Source organism: Micromonospora sp. NPDC049151, assembly GCF_040648395.1.
Classification (GTDB): domain Bacteria; phylum Actinomycetota; class Actinomycetes; order Mycobacteriales; family Micromonosporaceae; genus Micromonospora.
Map to the genome: position 1 here is coordinate 179,210 of NZ_JBEZDP010000011.1, position 18,292 is coordinate 197,501.

Here is an 18,292-nt window from a genome sequence, read left to right on the forward strand (position 1 = left end):
CGGGAACTCCCGGCCTGCCGGCTCCACACACCGGCGTCGGTTACCGCAGGAAGCGGTCGAGCGCGGCCTCGATGGTGCCGCTGTCCGGCGACGCGTACGACTTCATCGTCGCCTTGTTGTAGGAGATGAAGCTCGGGCAGCGGGCGGCCGGCGCGGCCACCGTGCCGCCGTCGCCGACCTTCTCACCGGTCTTGGCCGCGTGGAAGGTCAGGGTGTACCGCGAGGAGATGTAGTCGATGGTGACGACCTTCTCCTCGCTGTTCTTGTACTGGCACTTCTTCGGCGTGCCCTCGCTGCCCTCGACCATCTTGAGGCAGCCGATGACGGACACCGTGGCGAAGTCCGCCGACTTGGCGTAGTAGGGCTTGGCCGAGCTGACCGTCTTCTGCGACCAGAAGGACGGCCGGTCCGGGGAGTTGGAGAAGACGTACGCCTTCGAGCCCGCCGGCGCGGTGTACGGCGCGGCGTTGAGGATCGCTCCCCCGTCGCAGACCGCCGACATCTCGCTGGAGTACCGCGCGGTGATCGAGTTGTTGTTGGTGGGGCCGTCCGGCCCGCTCGACTCCGGCCCGCCCGCGCTGGGGGTCGCGGAGGAGCTGCTGTCCGGCCCGGGGGTGGCGCTGCCCGAGGCGGCCGGCTTCGGGTCCTCCTCGTCCTCGTTGAACGCGACGTAGGCGAGGCCACCGCCGCAGCACAGCAGCGTCAGCGTGACCGCGCCGGCCGCGAGGCCGACGATGAGACCCTTGCTCTTGCCGCCGCTCGGGGGCGGGGTGGGCGCGTACGGCTGCCCGGCGTAGCCCGGCTGGCCCGGGTAGGGCGCCGCGGGCTGCGCGCCGTACGGAGCGCCCGACGCCGGCTGCGCGCCGTAGGGGGCACCCGACGCGGGCTGCGCGCCGTACGGGGCACCCGAGGCGGGCTGGGCGCCGTAGGGCGCACCCGAAGCCGGTGGCGAGCCGTAGGGCGCGCCGGAGGCCGGCTGCGCGCCGTACGGGGCGTTCGGGTCGGGCTGGTTGCCCCACGCTCCGGCGTTCGGGTCCGGATAGCCTCCGTAGGGAGGGTGATTGTCACTCATCTGAGGTTCTTCCACCTGTCGTCCGTGGTTCCGGCGATCAACCACTTCGCAGCGTAATGACGCCCGCAAATCCAGGATCGCCGACATTCGATCGGTCCTTCACCAGCCGTGCCGGGGCCGCTCCGGTGCGTGCGGACGCGGATCCGGCGCCGAGCCGCCCACCAGGGGCGACCGGGCCGGGGAGCGTTGCGACGCAACGAAACGAGCGCTCGGCACGCACCCTCTACCCGACGCCGACATCGGCGAAAAGTGTGACGCACGCAACATCACGACGCGGCAACAAGCCCTCGGCCGGGCGGCGGCGGACCACATCCCGGGACAACATTTAGTGAGGCTTGTCTATATTGACGTGCATCACAGGCGCGGACAGAATCCCCAGCACCACCACCAGGACCCTCCGGGAGAGCGCCATGATCCGTCCCCGCCTGCCGCTCCTACGAACCGCCGGCAAGATGACCGCGCTCGCCGCGGCCGTCACCGGCGTGCTGCTCACCGCAGCCGTACCCGCCGTCGCCGCCGCACCCGCCGGGCGCTATGTCGCGCTCGGCGACTCCTACACCTCCGCCCCGCTCGTGCCCACCCAGGTCGACCTGAACTGCCTGCGCTCCAACCGCAACTACCCGTCAGTGGTCGCGGCGTCCGCCGGTTCCTCGTCGTTCGCCGACGTGAGCTGCTCCGGGGCCACCACCGAGGACATCCTGTCCGGCGGCGACGGCGCGCTGGGCATCGCGCTGCCGCCGCAGGTCAACGCCGTCACCTCGAACACCGCGCTGGTGACGGTGCAGATCGGCGGCAACGACATCGGCTTCGCCGGCATCATCGGCGACTGCGCCGAGGCGAGCGTCAGCAGCCCGCTCGGATCGCCCTGCAAGGACCGGTTCACCGCGGGCGGCACGGACCAGTTGCGGGCCCGTATCGCCGCCACCGCCCCCAAGGTGACAGCCGTGCTGCGGGCGGTCCGCCAGGCCGCGCCGAACGCGCGCGTGGTGGTGCTCGGCTACCCGGCGATCCTGCCCGACACCGGATACGGCTGCTGGCCCGTGGTGCCGATCGCCTATCAGGACGTGCCGTACCTGCGCGGCGTCCAGAAGGCACTGAACACGATGCTCGCCGACACCGCGGCGGCGGGCGGCGCGAGCTACGCCGACGTCTACACCCCCTCGATCGGCCGCGACGCGTGCAAGAGCAGCGGCACCCGCTGGGTGGAGGGGCTGGTGCCGCAGAACTCCGCCGCGCCGTTCCACCCGAACGCCCGTGGCGAGCAGGGCATGGCCACCGCCCTGCTGGCGCACCTGAGCTGACCCGGACGCCGTGAGCCGGCCCCGCCGAGGCGGGACCGGCTCACGGCCCGGGCGCGCTCAGACCCGGGTGAGGCGTACCGCGTCGGCGACCACGTAGCCGGTGCCGGCGCTCCAGCGGCTCACCCCGACCTTGTCCCCGGTTCCGGCGGCGAGCGTGAACACACCGAGGGACACCCAGCGTCCGCCGCCGGTGCGCTGGTCGACGGCCACCGACCGGTTGCCGGTCGTGGTGGCCACCAGGTACGGGGTGCGGTCGTTGTAACCGGGGTCGGCCGGATACCAGACCGAGACCTCGTAGGCGCCGGTCGCCGGCAGGGTGGCCCGGAACCAGGCCACGTCACTGGACGCCACCGGAGCGGCGAAGCGGTAGTCGGCGCCGTAGCGCTGCCCGGAGTACGCGGAGGTGCCCCAGGCCGCGCCCGCGGTGAACCCGCCCGCCGTGGTGTTGTCGACTGTGACGCTCCAGGAGGCGGGCGGCGTGCCGGCCCGTACGTCCAGGTAGTTGCGGTCGATCTTCATGGTCACGCCGCCCCACGTCTCGGTGACGTCACCGGCGTACTGGTGCAGGCGCTGCTGGTCGGCGTAGCGGTCGTCGGCGCAGTACGTGCCCCCGTCGGTGTCCGCGACGCCGTTCCACCAGGCGATCCAGATCTGGTCCAGACGCAGGTACCGGGTGTCGTGGTAGGCGTCGCAGACGTCCCTGATGCCGGACGAGCCGCTTGAGTACATGCCGGCGAGGTAGCCGCGCGTGTGCAGGCGCTCGACCCAGCCGGAGAGGAAGGAGAGCACCGCGGCCCGGCAGGCGGCGGTCGTCGGGTACTGCTCGATGTCGTTGTAGAGCGTGCTGCCGGCGCCGATGCCGAGCGCCTGTGCCGCCCCGGCCGCGCTGTCCGCCGCGGTCCTGCCCTGCGCGCGGGCGGTCGCCGGGTCGGCGGACATCTTCGGCGTACGGGTGCCGCAGGGCGCCTGGTAGCCCAGCTCGATGGGGATGAGCCGCCAGCCCTTGCGGGTCTGCTCGGCGACCCAGGTGGCGGTGAGGTTGGGCTGGGCGCACGTCCGGCTGCCGCCGCTGATGTAGACGCCGACAGCGCGGTACGGCGACGCGGCCAGCCAGGCGTCCATCGCGGCCTGCGACGGCGCGGTGCAGGTGTCGAAGCCCCTGCCGGTGAAGGTGCCGGGCTGCGGGCCGACCGCTGCGACGGCGGGCGACGGCTCGGCGGCGGCCGGGGCGGCCGAGGCCGTCGCCGGCACGGTCGCGGCCGTGACCACTGCGAGAAGCGTCAGGGCCGTGGCGATCGCTCTCATCGGCGTCCTCCTGGGAAGGAATCCTCGCCCGGCGGCGAGATCTGGGCAGGATTTCTACCACGCATCGACGGATGACGACAGATGGTCTGGCGAAAGTTTTCACCGCAGAAACGATCATCGAAGGGTATCGACAGAGAGCCCGGCGGCGGTATAGCGTGCCCGCACTCACATCCGTCGATCAGTGCAGCGCCGTCACCCGAGGAGCGCCATGCCCACGTCACGATCCCCCCGTCTGCGGCGCCGAGGTCTGCTCGGCGTACCCGCCCTGGTGGCCGCCGCCCTCGCCGTGGCCGTCCGTCCCGGCACGGCGCTCGCGGCGCCGAAGGCCGAGTGCCTCGCCGACCTGCTCGGGGAGCAGTGATGGCGACCATTCCCTGGCTGGTGGACGTGCTGCGGGCGGCCGGCGTACAGGTCGTGGTCGAGGGCGACTGGCTCAACCGGATGCGCCCCGGCTCGTTCGACCCGATCGGCGTGCTCTGGCACCACACCGCCGCCACGTCCAGCGCCACCAACCCGCACCCGGCGCTGAACATCTGCATCAACGGCCGCTCCGACCTGGCCGGTCCGCTGTGCCAGGCGCTCGTGGACTACCACGGCGTGTTCCACGTGATCTCCGCCGGCCGGTGCAACCACGCCGGCACCAGCGGCGGCAGCGGCCCGATCCCGGCCGGGGACGGGAACACCCTGATGATCGGGTGGGAGATCGACTACAACGGCGTCGACCAGCGGATGACCACCGCCCAGTACAACGCCAGCATCGCGGCCACCGCCGCCGTGCTCAAGCGGCTCGGCCGGGACTCCAGCTACGCCCGGGGCCACCGGGAGACCAGCACCACCGGCAAGATCGATCCGTCCTTCATCGACCTGAACACGATGCGCGCCGACGTGGCCGCCAAGATGGCCGGCGGCGGCACCGGGTGGACGTCGACGGTGGACAACGCGACGGCGGGCCGGTTCACCGCGAGCGCCAGCTGGGGCACCTCGACGTACTCCGGGCAGCGCTACGGCGCCGACTACCGCTACGCGGACCCGGTCGCCGCGAGCGACGCGGCCTGGTACAAGTTCAACGTCCCGCGCACCGGCAACTACCGGGTCGAGGCGTGGTGGCCGGCGAACGCGGGCTACAACGCGGCCACGCCGTACATCGTCGCCACCACCACCGGCAACCGGACTGTCGTCGTCGACCAGCGGGCGACCGGCGGGCAGTGGCGCACGCTGGGCACGTTCACGCTGCCCGCCGGGGACGCCAACCGGGTCGCGGTCAGCCGGTGGAGTTCCGCGGCCGGCCTGGTCATCGCCGACGCCGTCCGGCTGACCGAGGTCTGACCCCGCGCGCGTGTGCGGCCGGGCGGGCATCCCCGCCCGGCCGCACACGGCCCTCTGCCGGGCCGACCGGTCAGGCCGCCGGGTGGTCCGTCTCGAACCGCTCCCGGGTCAGGAACGCCAGCCGCGCCCGCTTGTCCGGCATGTCGATCTCGTCGCCGAACGTGAATCCCTCGATCCGCAGCCGGCGCAGCATCGCGTCGTTGCGCACGTCCGGCTCGACCACGACGCGGCACGCGGCCGGGTCGCGCAGCAGGAACCGGACCAGGGCCGGGAAGACCGCGCCGGTCAGCGAACCCGGATACCGCCGGGGCGCGTCGAGCAGCAGGTGCGTCCCCACGTCGCCGGGCCGCACCGGGTAACGCTCGCCGACCGGGTCCGCCTCGGGCCGGTAGGTCTGGAACAGCCCGATCGGCTCGCCGTCGAGCCGGATCAGGTACGCGTGGTGGGTGTCCAGCCCGTCGACGAACGCGTAGATCTCGCGTACCTCGTCGACCGTGTGCGAGCCCATGCCCCAGAACCGGTTGCGGGGCCGGATGACCCAGCCGTGCAGCAGTTCGGCGTCCCGGTCGGGGCGTACCGGATCCAGCGCCAGCTCGCCGAGGCCGGGGATGCGCTCCAGGTGGATCACGTCGTCTCGTCTCCCGTCAGGGGGCCGGCGGGCACCGGGATCAGCGTCCCGGTCGCCCAGTGGGTCAGTTGGTCGGCGAAGTGCGCGTCGCCGGGGCGCCCGGAGGCACCGAAGGTGACGATCCAGCGGCTGGCCGCCCGGTCGGTCAGATCCCACACGTAGCGGGCCACCGGGCCGCGCCAGCAGGCGTCGGAGACGCCCGGCACGCTGGACGTCGCGAGCACGCAGTCGGTGTCACCGGCCAGCGCCACCTCCCGCCGCATCGCGGCGACCGCGTCGGTGACGGCCGGGGCGACGCCCAGGTGCACCGGGTGCAACAGGTGCCGGCTGCCCCACTCACCGGAAGCAGGGCCGGCGGCCACCTCGGCCAGCGCCTCGGCGGCCGGTTCCGCGAGGTCGAACTCGGCGGCCAGGTGGTCCAGCGCCAGGCCGATCCGGGCGGCCGGGTCGGTCCAGGGGGCGAACAGCTCGTCGAACCCGCACGGCTCGCCGAGGGCACGCAGCCTCGGGTGTACGCGCAACCGCCGGGCCAGCGCCGCCCGCCAGGCCGCGTACGCGCCGGCCTCGACCGAGCCGGATGCCATCGCCCGGTCCCATCCGCGCAGCCGCAGCAGCAGCGCGCGGGCGGGTTCGTCGAGCCCGTCCGGGTCGAGCCGGTCGAGCAGCCGGGACAGCGGGCCGGCCGGGAGCCGGTCGTCGGTGTGCACTGTGGAAGGCTCGGTGCCCTCGGCGAGCAGCGCCCGGATCCGGCGGGCCCGGTGCGGCGGGGCGAAGTCGGCGCCGTGCGCGGCCACGTCGTCGCGCCGGTCGTTGGCGCACACCGCCACGCCGTCGACCCGCTCGTCGACCAGCGGCAGGTAGTCGCCCCGCCACCGGTAGGCCGGTTCCCAGGCCGGCACGGGTTCCCGGCGGCACCGCTCGTCGCGTACCGGGACCAGGCCGGCGACCAGGCGGCGGACGCTCCCCTCGGTGTCGGCGGCGAGCACGCTGTTGACCGGCTCGACCCAGTCGCGCAGCGCGTCTGCGACGTCGCCGGCACGCCGGGCGCGCAGCAGCGGCAGCAGCGCCTCGAAGCCGAGGCGGGCCTCGACCCGGCTCGGCGTGCGCAGCACGATCGCCTCGCCGGTGACCCGGTCGTGGTCGATCACCGGGCCGCGCGGCGTCTCGATCACCTCGACCGTCTCCGGGGCGCCGCCGCGCACCTCGATCTCCTCGACGTGGCGCGCGACCGGCGTCCAGCCGGCGGCGTCGCGCACCAGGACCCGGCCACCGTCGCGGCGCAGCCGTTCGCGGTAGAGGTCCTGGTAGTCGGCCATCGCGTTGGTGACGGCCCAGGCCACGTGGCCGGTGTGGCCGAAGTGCGGCACGCCGGGCACGCCGGGAAAGGCGAGCCCGACCACGTCGAACTCCGGGCAGGCCAGCCGGACCTGCTGGTAGACGCCGGGGAGTTCGAGCAGCCGGTGCGGGTCACCGGCGATCACCGGGCCGCGTCCGCCGGCCGGGTCGGCGGGCAGCGCCCAGGCGTTGCTGCCCGCCGACGCCGGTCCCTCGACCGCGAACAGCCCGGCCGCGTCGGGGCCTAGTGTCCGGGCCACGTGCGCGTGCCACAGCTTGTTCGGGAACGTGGAGAACAGCACGTGCTGGACGAGGAAGACGCCGAGCGGCGACCAGGGGTGCCAGGGCTCGGGCGCGGCGCCGGTGGCGGCGAACTCCGGCGCGCCCGCGGCGCCCTCGGCGAGTCCGGCGTTGACCCCGTCGACGTACGCCCCGACCCAGCGCCGGGTGTCCGGGTCCAGCCGCTCGTAGCAGCGCCGGGCGGTGTCGTCCAGCCGTACGCGGCGGGCGAACCGGTCCCACGCCAGCTCGGCCGGGCCGACGTGGGCGGCGAGGCGCCCCTCGGCGCGCCATCGTTCGACGCTGATCTGCCAGGCCCGGTCCGTCGCGGCGACACGCCCCTGAAGCCGCGCGAGCGCGTCGGCGTCGGCGGCCCACATCTGCGGCACGCCCCACCGATCGCGATCGACGCGCGTCATGGCGCCGGCCTTGTCCGGCGCGCCGGGCGGTGATTCCGTCTGATGGTCAACTTAGGATACCCTCCCCTAACCGACGGCGACCTTACCGCGACGCGGTTGTGGCGCCAACCGGCGGCACATCCGGGACAAAGCATCCCGAGTCGCGCTTGATAGTTAGGCGAGCCTAACCTAACCTGATCGCCGCGGCTCGCGCCGCTTCCTGTCCGTACGACCGCTGGGATGTCGCATGAGTTCGATCGGGAGCCCGACCGACGCCGGGCGCGCCGCCGACACGGCACGCGCTCACCTGTTCAACGCCGGCTCGCTCGGGCGGTACCGGGACGTGCTGGCGCGCGGCGTCGACCGGGTCGCCCGCCGGGTGGGGGAGGCGGACCGGCCGTTCACCGGCGTCACACCCGACGAGCTGGCGCCGCTCATCGGCGGCATCGACCTGGACCGGCCGCTCGCCGACACCGACGCCGCCCTGGACGAGCTGCACGACGTGTGGCTGCGCGACGCCGTGTGGTTCCACCACCCGCGCTACCTGGCGCACCTGAACTGCCCGGTGGTCATCCCGGCGCTGCTCGGCGAGGCGGTGCTCAGCGCCGTCAACTCCTCGCTGGACACCTGGGACCAGAGCGCGGGCGCGACGCTGATGGAGCGGCGGCTCATCGACTGGACGGCCGGGCGCATCGGGCTCGGCCCCGGCGCCGACGGGGTCTTCACCAGCGGCGGCACCCAGTCGAACCTCCAGGCGATGCTGCTGGCGCGCGAGGAGGCGTACCGACGGGTGGTGGGCGGGGCCGCCGGCCGGCCGGACCGCCCTCAGGTGCTGTCCCGGCTGCGCGTCATCACCTCGGCGGCCGGTCACTTCAGTGTGCAGAAGGCCGCCAAGCTGCTCGGCCTGGCCGCCGACGCGGTGCTCACAGTGCCCACCGACGACAACCGGCGGATGCGCACCGACGAGCTGAACCGCGCGATCGACAGCTGCCGCCGCGACGGCCAGGTGGTGATGGCCGTCGTCGCCACCGCCGGCACCACCGACTTCGGCAGCATCGACCCGCTGCCGGAGATCGCCGACATCTGCGCCGCCGCCGGGATCTGGCTGCACGTCGACGCCGCGTACGGCTGCGGGCTGCTCGTCTCCCCCACCCGCCGGCACCTGCTCGACGGCATCGAACGGGCCACCTCGGTGACTGTCGACTACCACAAGTCGTTCTTCCAGCCGGTCAGCTCCAGCGCGCTGCTGGTCCGCGACGCGCGGGTGCTGCGCCACGCCACCTGGCACGCCGACTACCTCAACCCGGTACGCGCGGTCGAGCAGGGCGTACCGAACCATGTCGACAAGAGCATCCAGACCACCCGCCGGTTCGACGCGTGCAAGCTCTGGCTGACCCTGCGGATCATGGGCCCGGACGCGATCGGCGCGCTGTTCGACCAGGTCGTCGACCTCGCGGCGCAGGCGTGGCGGCGGCTCGACGACGACCCGCGCTTCGAGGTGGCCGCGCCGTCGCGGCTGAGCACTGTGGTGTTCCGTTACCGGCCGCCCGGCCTCGCCCCCGACCTGGTCGACGAGGTCAACCTGCACGCCCGCGACGCGCTCGCCGCCTCCGGGGCCGCCCTGGTCGCCGGCACCCGGGTCGACGGCGCGCACCACCTGAAGCTCACCCTGCTCAACCCGGAGACCACTGTCGACGACGTCGTCCACGTGCTGGACCTGATCGCCGGCCACGCCGCCTGGTACGCCCGGACCGCCACCGCCGCCGAGCTGTCCTGCCCGGTCGGCTGACCCCCGTCGAGGAGAACGAGACCATGTCTACCCACGACTTCATCGCCGTCGGGCTGGGCCCGTACAACCTCGGTCTGGCCTGCCTCACCGCGCCGGTCGACGACCTCGACGGGCTGTTCCTGGAGGCCCGGGACAGCTTCGACTGGCATCCCGGCATGCTGCTCGAATCCACCCGGCTCCAGACGCCGTTCATCGCCGACCTGGTGACGCTCGCGGACCCCACCTCGCCGTTCTCGTTCCTGTGCTACCTGAAGGACACCGGCCGGCTCTACCCGTTCTACATCCGGGAGAGCTTCTTCCCGCTGCGCGCCGAATACAACGACTACTGCCGCTGGGCCGCCGCCAAGCTGCCGAACGTGCGGTTCCGGCACACGGTCACCGCCGTCGAGTACGACGAGGCCGGCGACCGGTACGTGGTGCACGCCGACACGCCGGACGGGCCGGTCACGCACCGGGCCCGGCACCTCGTGCTCGGCACCGGCACGCCGCCGTACCTGCCGCCGTCCTGCGCCGGGCTGGGCGGCGACCTGATCCACAATTCGCGCTACCTGGAGCACCGGGAGGCGCTGCGGGCCAAGGACAGCATCACGATCGTCGGCAGCGGCCAGAGCGCCGCCGAGATCTACCACGACCTGCTCGGCGACATCGACACGTACGGCTACCAGCTCACCTGGGTGACCCGCTCGCCCCGGTTCTTCCCGCTGGAGTACACCAAGCTGACGCTGGAGATGACCTCGCCGGACTACGTGGACTACTTCCACGCGTTGCCCGAGCCGACCCGCTACGCGCTGGAGGCCGCGCAGAAGCCGCTGTTCAAGGGCATCAACGCCGACCTGATCAACGACATCTACGACCTGCTGTACGCCAAGAGCCTGCACACACCGGCGCCGACCCGCCTGCTGACGAACACCGAACTGGTCGAGGCGGCGTACGCCGACGGCCGCTACCGGCTCGGGTTCCGTCACACCGAGCAGGACCGCGCGTTCACGCTGGACACGGAAGGGCTGGTGCTGGCCACCGGCTACCACTACCGGGTGCCGGAGTTCCTCGCGCCGGTACGCGACCGGCTGCGCTTCGACGCGCACGGCCGCTTCGACGTGGCCCGCAACTACAGCGTCGACCACACCGGCCGTGGCGTGTTCCTGCAGAACGGCGGCACCCACACGCACAGCATCACCTCACCCGACCTGGGCATGGGCCCGTACCGCAACTCGTGGCTGATCCGCGAGATGACCGGCCGGGAGCACTACCCGGTGGAGAAGACAATCGCGTTCCAGGAGTTCGGCGCGCCCGCCGGAGCGCCCGCATGAGCGAGCGCACCGAGCGAAGCGAGGGCCGCGAGCGCATGCCCAGACGGCCCCGCATGACCAGCTTCACCCGCGTCGACGACGCGCTGGGCGAGTTCACCCTGCGACCGCTGGACCCGGAGGCCGACGCCGCGCTGCTGCACCGCTGGGTCACCCATCCCAAGTCCGCGTTCTGGCTGATGCGGGACGCCGACGTGCCGGCCGTCGCCGCCGAGTACCGGCGCATCGCCGACCATCCGCACCACGACGCGTACCTGGGATCGTGGCGCGGCGCCCCGGCGTTCCTGGCCGAGCGGTACGACCCGGCCCGGGTCGAACTGGTCGGCCTGTACGAGCCGGCGCCCGGCGACGTGGGCATGCACTTCCTCTGCGCACCCGCCGACACGCCTGTGCACGGCTTCACCCGGGCCGTCATCACCACGGTGATGGCGTGGCTGTTCGCCGACCCGGCGACCCGCCGGGTGGTGGTGGAGCCGGACGTGCGCAACACCGCCGTGCACGCGCTGAACGCGGCCGTCGGCTTCACAGTCGTCGGGCCGATCCGCAAGCCCGAGAAGGAGGCGCTGCTGAGCGTCTGCACGCGGGACCAGTTCCGGGCCGCCACCGGCGCGCCCACAGGCGAGAAAGGGGCACCGGCGTGAACGCCAGCGCATCAGTGGACCACCTGACCCCCGAGGCGTGGGCGACGGCCAACCGGCTGCTGGTGCGCAAGGCGCTGGCCGAGTTCGCCCACGAGCGCCTGATCACGCCCGAGCCCGCCGGCCCGGGCCGGTGGCTGGTACGCGGCGACGACGGCGCCGTGGAGTACCGGTTCACCGCGCAGCTGCTGGCGCTCGACCACTGGGAGGTCGACGCGGACAGCATCGTGCGCCGCCGCGACGGCGCGGAACTGCCGCCCGACGCCGTCGACCTCTGCGTGGAGCTGCGCGGCGCGCTCGGCCTCACCGACGCGATCCTGCCGGTCTACCTGGAGGAGATCACGTCCACGCTGGCCGGGACCGCGTACAAGCTCGCCAAGCCCGCGCTGAGCGCCGCCGAGCTGGCCGCCGCCGGTTTCCAGGCGATCGAGACCGGCATGACCGAGGGGCATCCCTGCTTCGTGGCGAACAACGGCCGCATCGGCTTCGGCGTGCACGAGTACCACGCGTACGCCCCGGAGGCCGCCGCGCCGGTACGGCTGCTCTGGCTCGCCGCGCACCGCGACCACACCACGTTCACCTGCGCCGACGACCTGGACTACGACACGCTGGTCCGGGCCGAGCTGGGCGAGCGGACGCTGGCCGGGTTCACCGCCACGCTCACCGGGCTGGGCCTGGACCCGGCCGACTACCTGCTCGTCCCGGTGCACCCGTGGCAGTGGTGGAACAAGCTCGCCGTGACGTTCGCCGGTGAGGTGGCCGCGCGCCGGCTGGTCTGCCTCGGCGAAGGGCCTGACGAATATCTCGCGCAGCAGTCCATCCGTACCTTCTTCAACGTCACCGACCCGGCCAAGCACTACGTGAAGACCGCGCTGTCGGTGCTGAACATGGGCTTCATGCGCGGGCTGTCCGCCGCGTACATGGAGGCGACGCCGGCCATCAACGACTGGCTGGCCGGGCTGATCGAGGGCGACCCGGTGCTCAAGCGCACCGGCCTGTCGATCATCCGGGAGCGGGCCGCGATCGGCTACCGGCACCGGCAGTACGAGGCGGCCACCGATCGCTACTCGCCGTACCGGAAGATGCTGGCGGCGCTGTGGCGGGAGAGCCCGGTCCCCGGGCTGGAACCCGGGCGGCGGCTGGCCACCATGGCGTCGCTGCTGCACCTGGACCGGGACGGCCGCTCGCTCGCCGCGGCGCTGATCGACGAGTCGGGGCTGGCGCCGGCCGACTGGCTGCGCCGCTACCTGGACGCCTACCTGGTGCCGCTGCTGCACAGCCTGTACGCCCACGACCTGGCGTTCATGCCGCACGGCGAGAACGTCATCCTGGTGCTGCACGACGGCGTGGTCGAACGGGTCGTCTTCAAGGACATCGCCGAGGAGATCGTGGTGATGGACCCGGACGCGGACCTGCCCGAGCGGGTCCGGCGGATCCGGGCCGCCATCGGAGAGGACGAGAAGATCCTGTCCATCTTCACCGACGTGTTCGACTGCTTCCTGCGGCACCTGAGCGCCACCCTGCACACCCGGGGCGTGCTCGACCAGGACGAGTTCTGGCGCACCGTCGCCGAGTGCGCCGCCGGCTACGCCGCCACCGTGCCGCACCTGACCGACCGGATGCGCCGGCACGACCTGTTCGCGCCGGAGTTCACGCTGTCCTGCCTCAACCGGCTTCAGCTGCGCAACAACCAGCAGATGGTGGACCTGTCCGACCCGTCGGCCGCGTTGCAGTTCGCCGGCACCCTGGTCAACCCGCTCGCCCCGTACGCGCCGCGCGGATGACGAAAGCGGGCCGGCGCGTCATGCGCCGGCCCGCTTCGACGGCGGTGGGGACGATCAGTTCTCCGCGCGACCGGCCCGCCAGTAACCCATGAACGCCACCGCGCGCCGGTCCATGCCGCGCTCGGTGACCAGGTGCCGGCGCAGGCCGCGGATCACCGCCGCCTCCCCGGCCAGCCAGGCGTAGAGCGCCGCGCCGTCGGGCCGCTCCGGCACCTCCCAGAGGATGTCCCGGTCCACGTCCACCTCGGCCAGCGGCGCGGCGACCGGAGCGGCCGGTACCGGCACCAGCCGGCCGGCCAGGCTCGTCACGGCCGGGGTGAGCCGGCTGCCGTGCGGGGCGCCGTCGCGGGGCAGCCAGGTCACGGTGACGCCGGCCGGGGCCCGGCACGGCAGCTCGTCGCCGGTCTCCGGCACCTCCACCAGCGCGTGCCCGCGCGCCTGCGCGGGCAGCCGTTCCAGGATCGCGCAGATGGCCGGCGCGGCGGTCTCGTCGCCTGCGAGCAGCAGCGTCGCCCCGGCCGGCGGCTGGAACTCGACCCCGCCGTGCGGGCCGTCCCACCCGGCGTCGGGGCCGACGAGCGCGATCCGGTCACCGAGGCGGGCGCGCCGCGCCCACCGGGTGGCCGGGCCGCCGTCGCCGTGCAGCGCCATGTCCACGTCCACCTCGTACGCCTCCGGCCGGACCGCCCGGACCGTGTAGGTGCGGATCGGGCTGCGCAGCCCGTCCGGCAGCGCACGCCACCGCGCGAACCAGTCCGGCCCTTCGGGCAGCTCCCCCGCCACGCCGTCGGCAGCCGGCAGGGCCAGCTTGATCCGCTGGTCGTACCCGTTATCGGCGAACCGGTCCAGGTCCGGGCCGGTGAGCGTCACCCGCAGGAACGACGGGCCGAGCCGCCGTAGCGCGCGGACCTCGACGGTGAAGACTCGCCAGGGCGCGACGGCCAGGGTGCTGGTCATGCGTCATTCCTCTCACGGCCGGTGGGTGGTGCGTGGGTGAACGGGTCAACGGGCGGCTGCGGCGGCGCGGGAACGCCACAGCAGCCAGACGAAGTACGGGGTGCCGATCATCGCGGTGACCAGCCCGGCGGGGACCTGGGCCGGTGCGATGACGCTGCGGCCGAGTGTGTCGGCGAGGCTGACCAGGGCGGCGCCGAGCAGCACCGCGACCGGCAGCACGCGGGTGTGCCGCCCGCCGACGAGCGCGCGGGCGGCGTGCGGCGCGACCAGGCCGACGAAGCCGATCACGCCGACCGCCGACACGGCGGTGGCGGTGAGCAGCGCCGCCAGGCCGAGCGCGACCAGGCGGGCGCGTTCCAGCCGGACGCCGAGCACCCGGGGCGTGTCGTCGTCGAGCGCGAGCAGATCCAGCTCGCGGCGTACGGCGGCGACCACCGGCAGGGCGACCAGCAGCGCGATCGCCACCGGCAGCACCTGCGGGGCGGTACGCCCGTAGGTGGAGCCGGACAGCCAGGTCAGGGCCTTGCCGGTGTTCCACGGGTCGGACGAGACCACGATGAACGTGATGATCGCCGTACCGCCCTGCCAGACCGCGAACCCGATCAGCACCAGCCGGTCGGAGTTGAGCCCTCGCCGCCGGGCCAGGCCGTAGACCAGCGCGAATGCGACGACCGCGCCGAGGCCGGCGGCGCCGGACAGGGCGAGCACGCCGGCCATCGGCGCGAACGTCAGCAGCGACACGGCGCCGATGCCGGCGCCGCCGGTGATGCCGAGGATGCCCGGTTCGGCGAGCGGGTTGCGGCAGACGGCCTGCACAGTGGTGCCGGCCAGGGCCAGCGCCGCGCCGGCCAGCAGCGCCGCGGCGACGCGCGGCCAGCGGGCGTCCAGCACGAAGGTGTACGCCGGTCCGGTGCGGCCCTGCACCCAGTTGACGATGTCGCCGAGCAGCACCCAGGTGTCCCCGGCGAGCATGCCGAGCAGCAGCGCGGCGGTGACGACGACCGCGCAGACCGCGATCACGCAGGCGACGAAGCCGCGGGAGCGGACGGCGGCGTGGCCGCCCGGCGCCTGCCGGGTCGGCCCGGCGTCGCGGTGGCGGCGGGCCAGCCAGACCAGCAGCACCGCGCCGAAGAGCGTGGTCACCACGCCGGTCGGCACGTCGACCCCGGCCTGCCCGCCGAGCACGGCGCGCAGCAGCACGTCGGAGCCGAGCACGATGACGACGCCGACGATGCCGGACAGCGGCATCAGGATGCGGTGCCGGTGCACCTCGGGCACCCAGCGGCCGAGCAGCCGGACGATCACCGGGGCGCCGAGGCCGACGAAGCCGATCGGCCCGGCCAGGGTGACCGCAGCGGCGGAGAGCAGCACGGCGAGCAGCACGACTGTCAGCCGGGTACGGCGCACGTTGAGCCCGAGCACGGTGGCGGTGTCGTCGCCGAGGGCGAGCAGGTCCAGCCGGTGCCCGAGGGCCACAAGCACCAGCGCGGCGACCCCGATCACGGGGGCGAGCTGGGTGAACGCGACCAGGTCGCCCTGCACGAGCGAGCCGTTGCCCCACGCGAACAGGCCGATGGTGGCCTGCTCGAAGAGCAGCATGAGCAGCATGGTCAGCGAGGAGAGCGCCATCGCGGTGGCCGAGCCGGCGAGGATGAGCCGGGTGGTGGCCGCCTGGCCGCCGGCCGAGAGCAGCATGACCAGGGAGGCTGCGGCGAGGCCGCCGCAGAACGCCAGCCCGCCAGCGGGCAGCGCGGGCAGCGCGATGCCGAACGCGGCGGTGGCGACGATCGCCAGGTGCGCGCCCGCGTTGACGGCGAGCGTGTCCGGTGAGGCGAGCGGGTTGCGGGTGGTCGACTGCAACGCCGCGCCGGCGAAACCGAGGGCGATGCCGACGGCGAGGCCGGTGAGCAGCCGGGGCAGGCGGGAGGCGACGAGCACCCGGGCGGTCTCGTCGTCGCCGCCGGTGAGCAGCCGGAGCAGGTCCAGCGCGCCGACGGACGACGTGCCCTGGGTGAGGTGCACCGCGGTGATCGCGACGAGCAGCCCGGCGGCGAGGGCGAACGCGCCGGCCACCCGGCTGCGCCGGGCGGGCGGCGGCCCGACCGGGGCCGGCCGGGTGGCCGGCCCCGGCGGGGCGGGGGCGGTCATCGCGCTCAAGCCGTGTAGACCTTGACGAGCTCGTCGATGTACTGCTTGGCGGAGAGCGTGCCGCCGAACGTCCAGATGCCGTTGGGCATCTTGTGCAGCTTGTTCTGCTGGACGAACGGCAGGGCGCGCCAGATCGCGTTGCCGGCGAGGCCGTCGGCGAACACGTCGGTGCCGTCCGAGGCGTTGTAGAAGAAGTGCAGGTCCTGACCCTTGAGGACGTTCATGCCCTCGACGTCGGTCTGGCCCAGGCCCCACATCTCGTCGGTCTTGCCGGTCCAGGCGTTCTTGAGGCCGAGCTGGATGCCGAGCTGGGAGACGAGCGCGCCCTGGCCGAACATCCGGATCGAGACGGTGCTGCCCTCCTTCCAGCCGTCGGCGAAGGCGAACTGCTTGCCGGCCGCACCGGCGTCGGCGATCTTCTTCTTGCCGTCGGCGATCGCGGCGTCGAAGTCGGCGAGCAGCTTGTCCGCCTGCGCGGTACGGCCGGTCGCGGTGGCGATCATCTTCAGGTCCGAGCGCATCCGGCCGATGTTGTCGGAGGCGTCGCTGCCCTTGGTGACCAGCACCGGGACGTACTTCTCCAGCTGGGTGACGACGGCGGAGCCGCGCTCGGCCTCCATCACCACGAGGTCCGGCTGGAGGGCGACGATGGAGTCGACGCTCGGCTCACCACGGGTGCCGACGTCCTTGACGCCCGGGTCGAGCGGGGCGGCGGTCACCCAGGTGGCGTACCCCTTCGGGTCGGCCACACCGACCGGCATGACGCCGAGGCCGACGAGCATCTCCACCTCGCCCCACTCCAGGCCGACGACCTTGGTGGCGGGGCTCTTGAGGGTGATGGTCTTGCCCCGGCTGTCGGTGACGGTGACCGGGCCGGTGGACGTGGCGTCGGAGGGGGACGGTGCGGCGGCGGGCTCCTCGGTGGTGCCGCAGCCGGCGATCAGCAGCGCGCTCGCCGCGGCGGCGGCGAGCAGGGTCAGACGGGTACGCAACATCGTTTCTCTTCTGTGGGCAGGGATCGGTCAGGCGCAGACGCGGGTCGTGTGCCGGCCGACGGGGCGGGTGGAGAGCAGGTTGGTGACCGGGTCGACGGTCACCTCGACGCGGATGCCGTACGCCTCGGTGAGCGCCGCCTCGGTGAACACCTCGTGCGGCGTGCCGGCACCGCGTACCCGGCCTTCGTGCAGGAGCACGACGTGGTCGGCGACGGCGGCCGCCTGGTTGAGGTCGTGCAGCACCACACCGACGGCGACGCCGGCGGTGTCGGCGAGGTCGCGCATCAGGTCGAGGATCTCCACCTGGTAGCGCAGGTCCAGGAACGTGGTCGGCTCGTCCAGCAGCAGGATCGCGGTGTCCTGGGCCAGGCAGGTGGCCAGCCACACCCGTTGCAGCTCGCCGCCGGACAGTTCGTCGACCGGCCGGCCGGCCATGCCGTCGACACCTGTGACGGTCATGGCCCGCTCGATCGCGGCCGGGCCGTCGGGGTCGCCGGCGCGCCACCGCTGCCGGTACGGGTGCCGGCCGTAGCCGACCACGTCCCGCACCGTCACCCCGCTGGGGGTGGGGCGGCTCTGCGCCAGCAGCGTCACCCGGCGGGCGAAGTCCCGGGCGGACAGCGCCCGCGCCGGGGTGCCGTCGGCGAGCACGATCTCGCCGTGCTCCAGCGGGTGCAGGCGGGCCAGCCCGCGCAGCAGCGTCGACTTGCCGCTGCCGTTCGGGCCGACCAGCGCGGTCACGGCCGCGGGCCGCAGCGTGATGGCGGCGTCGTGCACCACCGTCTTGCCGTGGTAACCCAACCGCAGCTCACTGCCCCGCAGGCCGTCGGCCCGCACCGTTCCGCTCGTCACGCAGGTTAGGCTAACCTAATCCACGATCACCCTGTCAAGCCGCTCCCCGGCCAAACCTCCACCTGAGTCGATCATGAGGTTGGCGGCGTTGTCGATCTTCGATCCGGCCGCCAACGAGGGGCACCGCATCGACCAGCGCATCCGGGAGTGCGGCGGCGGGATCTCGGCCACCTCGATC

General features: G+C 73.4%; 15 protein-coding genes. 7 read left to right on the plus strand and 8 right to left on the minus strand.

Features of this window, described 5'->3' with window-relative positions; all coding sequences use genetic code 11:
* Window positions 1-40: 40 nt before the first annotated feature.
* On the minus strand, window positions 41-1,072 hold the full coding sequence (locus tag AB0B20_RS15745; protein WP_357384849.1) for a hypothetical protein: 1,032 nt from the start codon (window positions 1,070-1,072) through the stop codon (window positions 41-43).
* Window positions 1,073-1,482: 410 nt separating this feature from the next.
* On the opposite strand from AB0B20_RS15745, the gene AB0B20_RS15750 reads away from it, so the two are divergent.
* A complete protein-coding gene (locus AB0B20_RS15750) occupies window positions 1,483-2,373 on the plus strand; it encodes an SGNH/GDSL hydrolase family protein (protein WP_357384847.1) in 891 nt (296 codons plus the stop codon).
* A 57-nt stretch (window positions 2,374-2,430) separates the two neighbouring features.
* On the opposite strand, the gene AB0B20_RS15755 is transcribed toward AB0B20_RS15750, so the two are convergent.
* Window positions 2,431-3,678, minus strand: coding sequence for a glycoside hydrolase domain-containing protein (locus tag AB0B20_RS15755; protein ID WP_357384845.1), 1,248 nt, complete (start codon window positions 3,676-3,678; stop codon window positions 2,431-2,433).
* 208 nt (window positions 3,679-3,886) lie between these two features.
* On the opposite strand from AB0B20_RS15755, the gene AB0B20_RS15760 reads away from it, so the two are divergent.
* Both AB0B20_RS15760 and AB0B20_RS15765 read left to right on the plus strand, forming a co-directional pair.
* Window positions 3,887-4,039 carry a hypothetical protein gene (locus AB0B20_RS15760; RefSeq protein WP_162959110.1) on the plus strand — a complete coding sequence of 51 codons (153 nt, stop codon included), beginning with the start codon at window positions 3,887-3,889 and terminating at the stop codon, window positions 4,037-4,039.
* On the plus strand, window positions 4,039-5,004 hold the full coding sequence (locus AB0B20_RS15765) for an N-acetylmuramoyl-L-alanine amidase (RefSeq protein WP_357384843.1): 966 nt from the start codon (window positions 4,039-4,041) through the stop codon (window positions 5,002-5,004). The genes AB0B20_RS15760 and AB0B20_RS15765 overlap by 1 nt, the downstream gene beginning before the upstream one ends.
* Window positions 5,005-5,074: 70 nt before the next feature.
* Here AB0B20_RS15765 and AB0B20_RS15770 read toward each other — a convergent pair whose 3' ends face one another.
* Both AB0B20_RS15770 and AB0B20_RS15775 read right to left on the minus strand, forming a co-directional pair.
* On the minus strand, window positions 5,075-5,632 hold the full coding sequence (locus AB0B20_RS15770; RefSeq protein WP_357384841.1) for a GNAT family N-acetyltransferase: 558 nt from the start codon (window positions 5,630-5,632) through the stop codon (window positions 5,075-5,077).
* Entirely contained in the window at window positions 5,629-7,665 is a 2,037-nt protein-coding gene (locus tag AB0B20_RS15775; RefSeq protein ID WP_357384839.1) for a penicillin acylase family protein, read from the minus strand. Before AB0B20_RS15775 ends, AB0B20_RS15770 begins: the two co-directional genes overlap by 4 nt.
* Window positions 7,666-7,891: 226 nt before the next feature.
* Between AB0B20_RS15775 and AB0B20_RS15780 the strand changes: the two genes are divergently transcribed.
* The 4 genes from AB0B20_RS15780 to AB0B20_RS15795 are packed head-to-tail and all read left to right on the plus strand — an operon-like array spanning window position 7,892 to window position 13,162.
* A complete protein-coding gene (locus AB0B20_RS15780) occupies window positions 7,892-9,433 on the plus strand; it encodes an aspartate aminotransferase family protein (protein WP_357471213.1) in 1,542 nt (513 codons plus the stop codon).
* A gap of 23 nt (window positions 9,434-9,456) precedes the next feature.
* A complete protein-coding gene (locus tag AB0B20_RS15785; RefSeq protein ID WP_357471216.1) occupies window positions 9,457-10,743 on the plus strand; it encodes a lysine N(6)-hydroxylase/L-ornithine N(5)-oxygenase family protein in 1,287 nt (428 codons plus the stop codon).
* A gap of 53 nt (window positions 10,744-10,796) precedes the next feature.
* Entirely contained in the window at window positions 10,797-11,381 is a 585-nt protein-coding gene (locus tag AB0B20_RS15790) for a GNAT family N-acetyltransferase (protein ID WP_357384833.1), read from the plus strand.
* Window positions 11,378-13,162 (plus strand): IucA/IucC family siderophore biosynthesis protein, encoded by a 1,785-nt coding sequence (locus AB0B20_RS15795; RefSeq protein WP_357471218.1) that lies wholly within the window; start codon window positions 11,378-11,380, stop codon window positions 13,160-13,162. Before AB0B20_RS15790 ends, AB0B20_RS15795 begins: the two co-directional genes overlap by 4 nt.
* 54 nt (window positions 13,163-13,216) lie before the next feature.
* On the opposite strand, the gene AB0B20_RS15800 is transcribed toward AB0B20_RS15795, so the two are convergent.
* From AB0B20_RS15800 to AB0B20_RS15815, 4 genes are read right to left on the minus strand one after another with little or no spacing between them, the layout of a single operon-like run.
* Complete coding sequence (locus AB0B20_RS15800; RefSeq protein ID WP_357471221.1) at window positions 13,217-14,119, minus strand: siderophore-interacting protein; 903 nt, start codon at window positions 14,117-14,119, stop codon at window positions 13,217-13,219.
* Between the two features lie 45 nt (window positions 14,120-14,164).
* A complete protein-coding gene (locus AB0B20_RS15805) occupies window positions 14,165-16,267 on the minus strand; it encodes an iron ABC transporter permease (protein ID WP_357471248.1) in 2,103 nt (700 codons plus the stop codon).
* 5 nt (window positions 16,268-16,272) lie between these two features.
* The gene (locus AB0B20_RS15810) at window positions 16,273-17,262 is read right to left on the minus strand and encodes an iron-siderophore ABC transporter substrate-binding protein (RefSeq protein WP_357471224.1); all 990 of its coding nucleotides are present in this window, start codon (window positions 17,260-17,262) and stop codon (window positions 16,273-16,275) included.
* Between the two features lie 27 nt (window positions 17,263-17,289).
* Complete coding sequence (locus tag AB0B20_RS15815) at window positions 17,290-18,099, minus strand: ABC transporter ATP-binding protein (RefSeq protein WP_357471251.1); 810 nt, start codon at window positions 18,097-18,099, stop codon at window positions 17,290-17,292.
* Window positions 18,100-18,292: the final 193 nt, after the last annotated feature.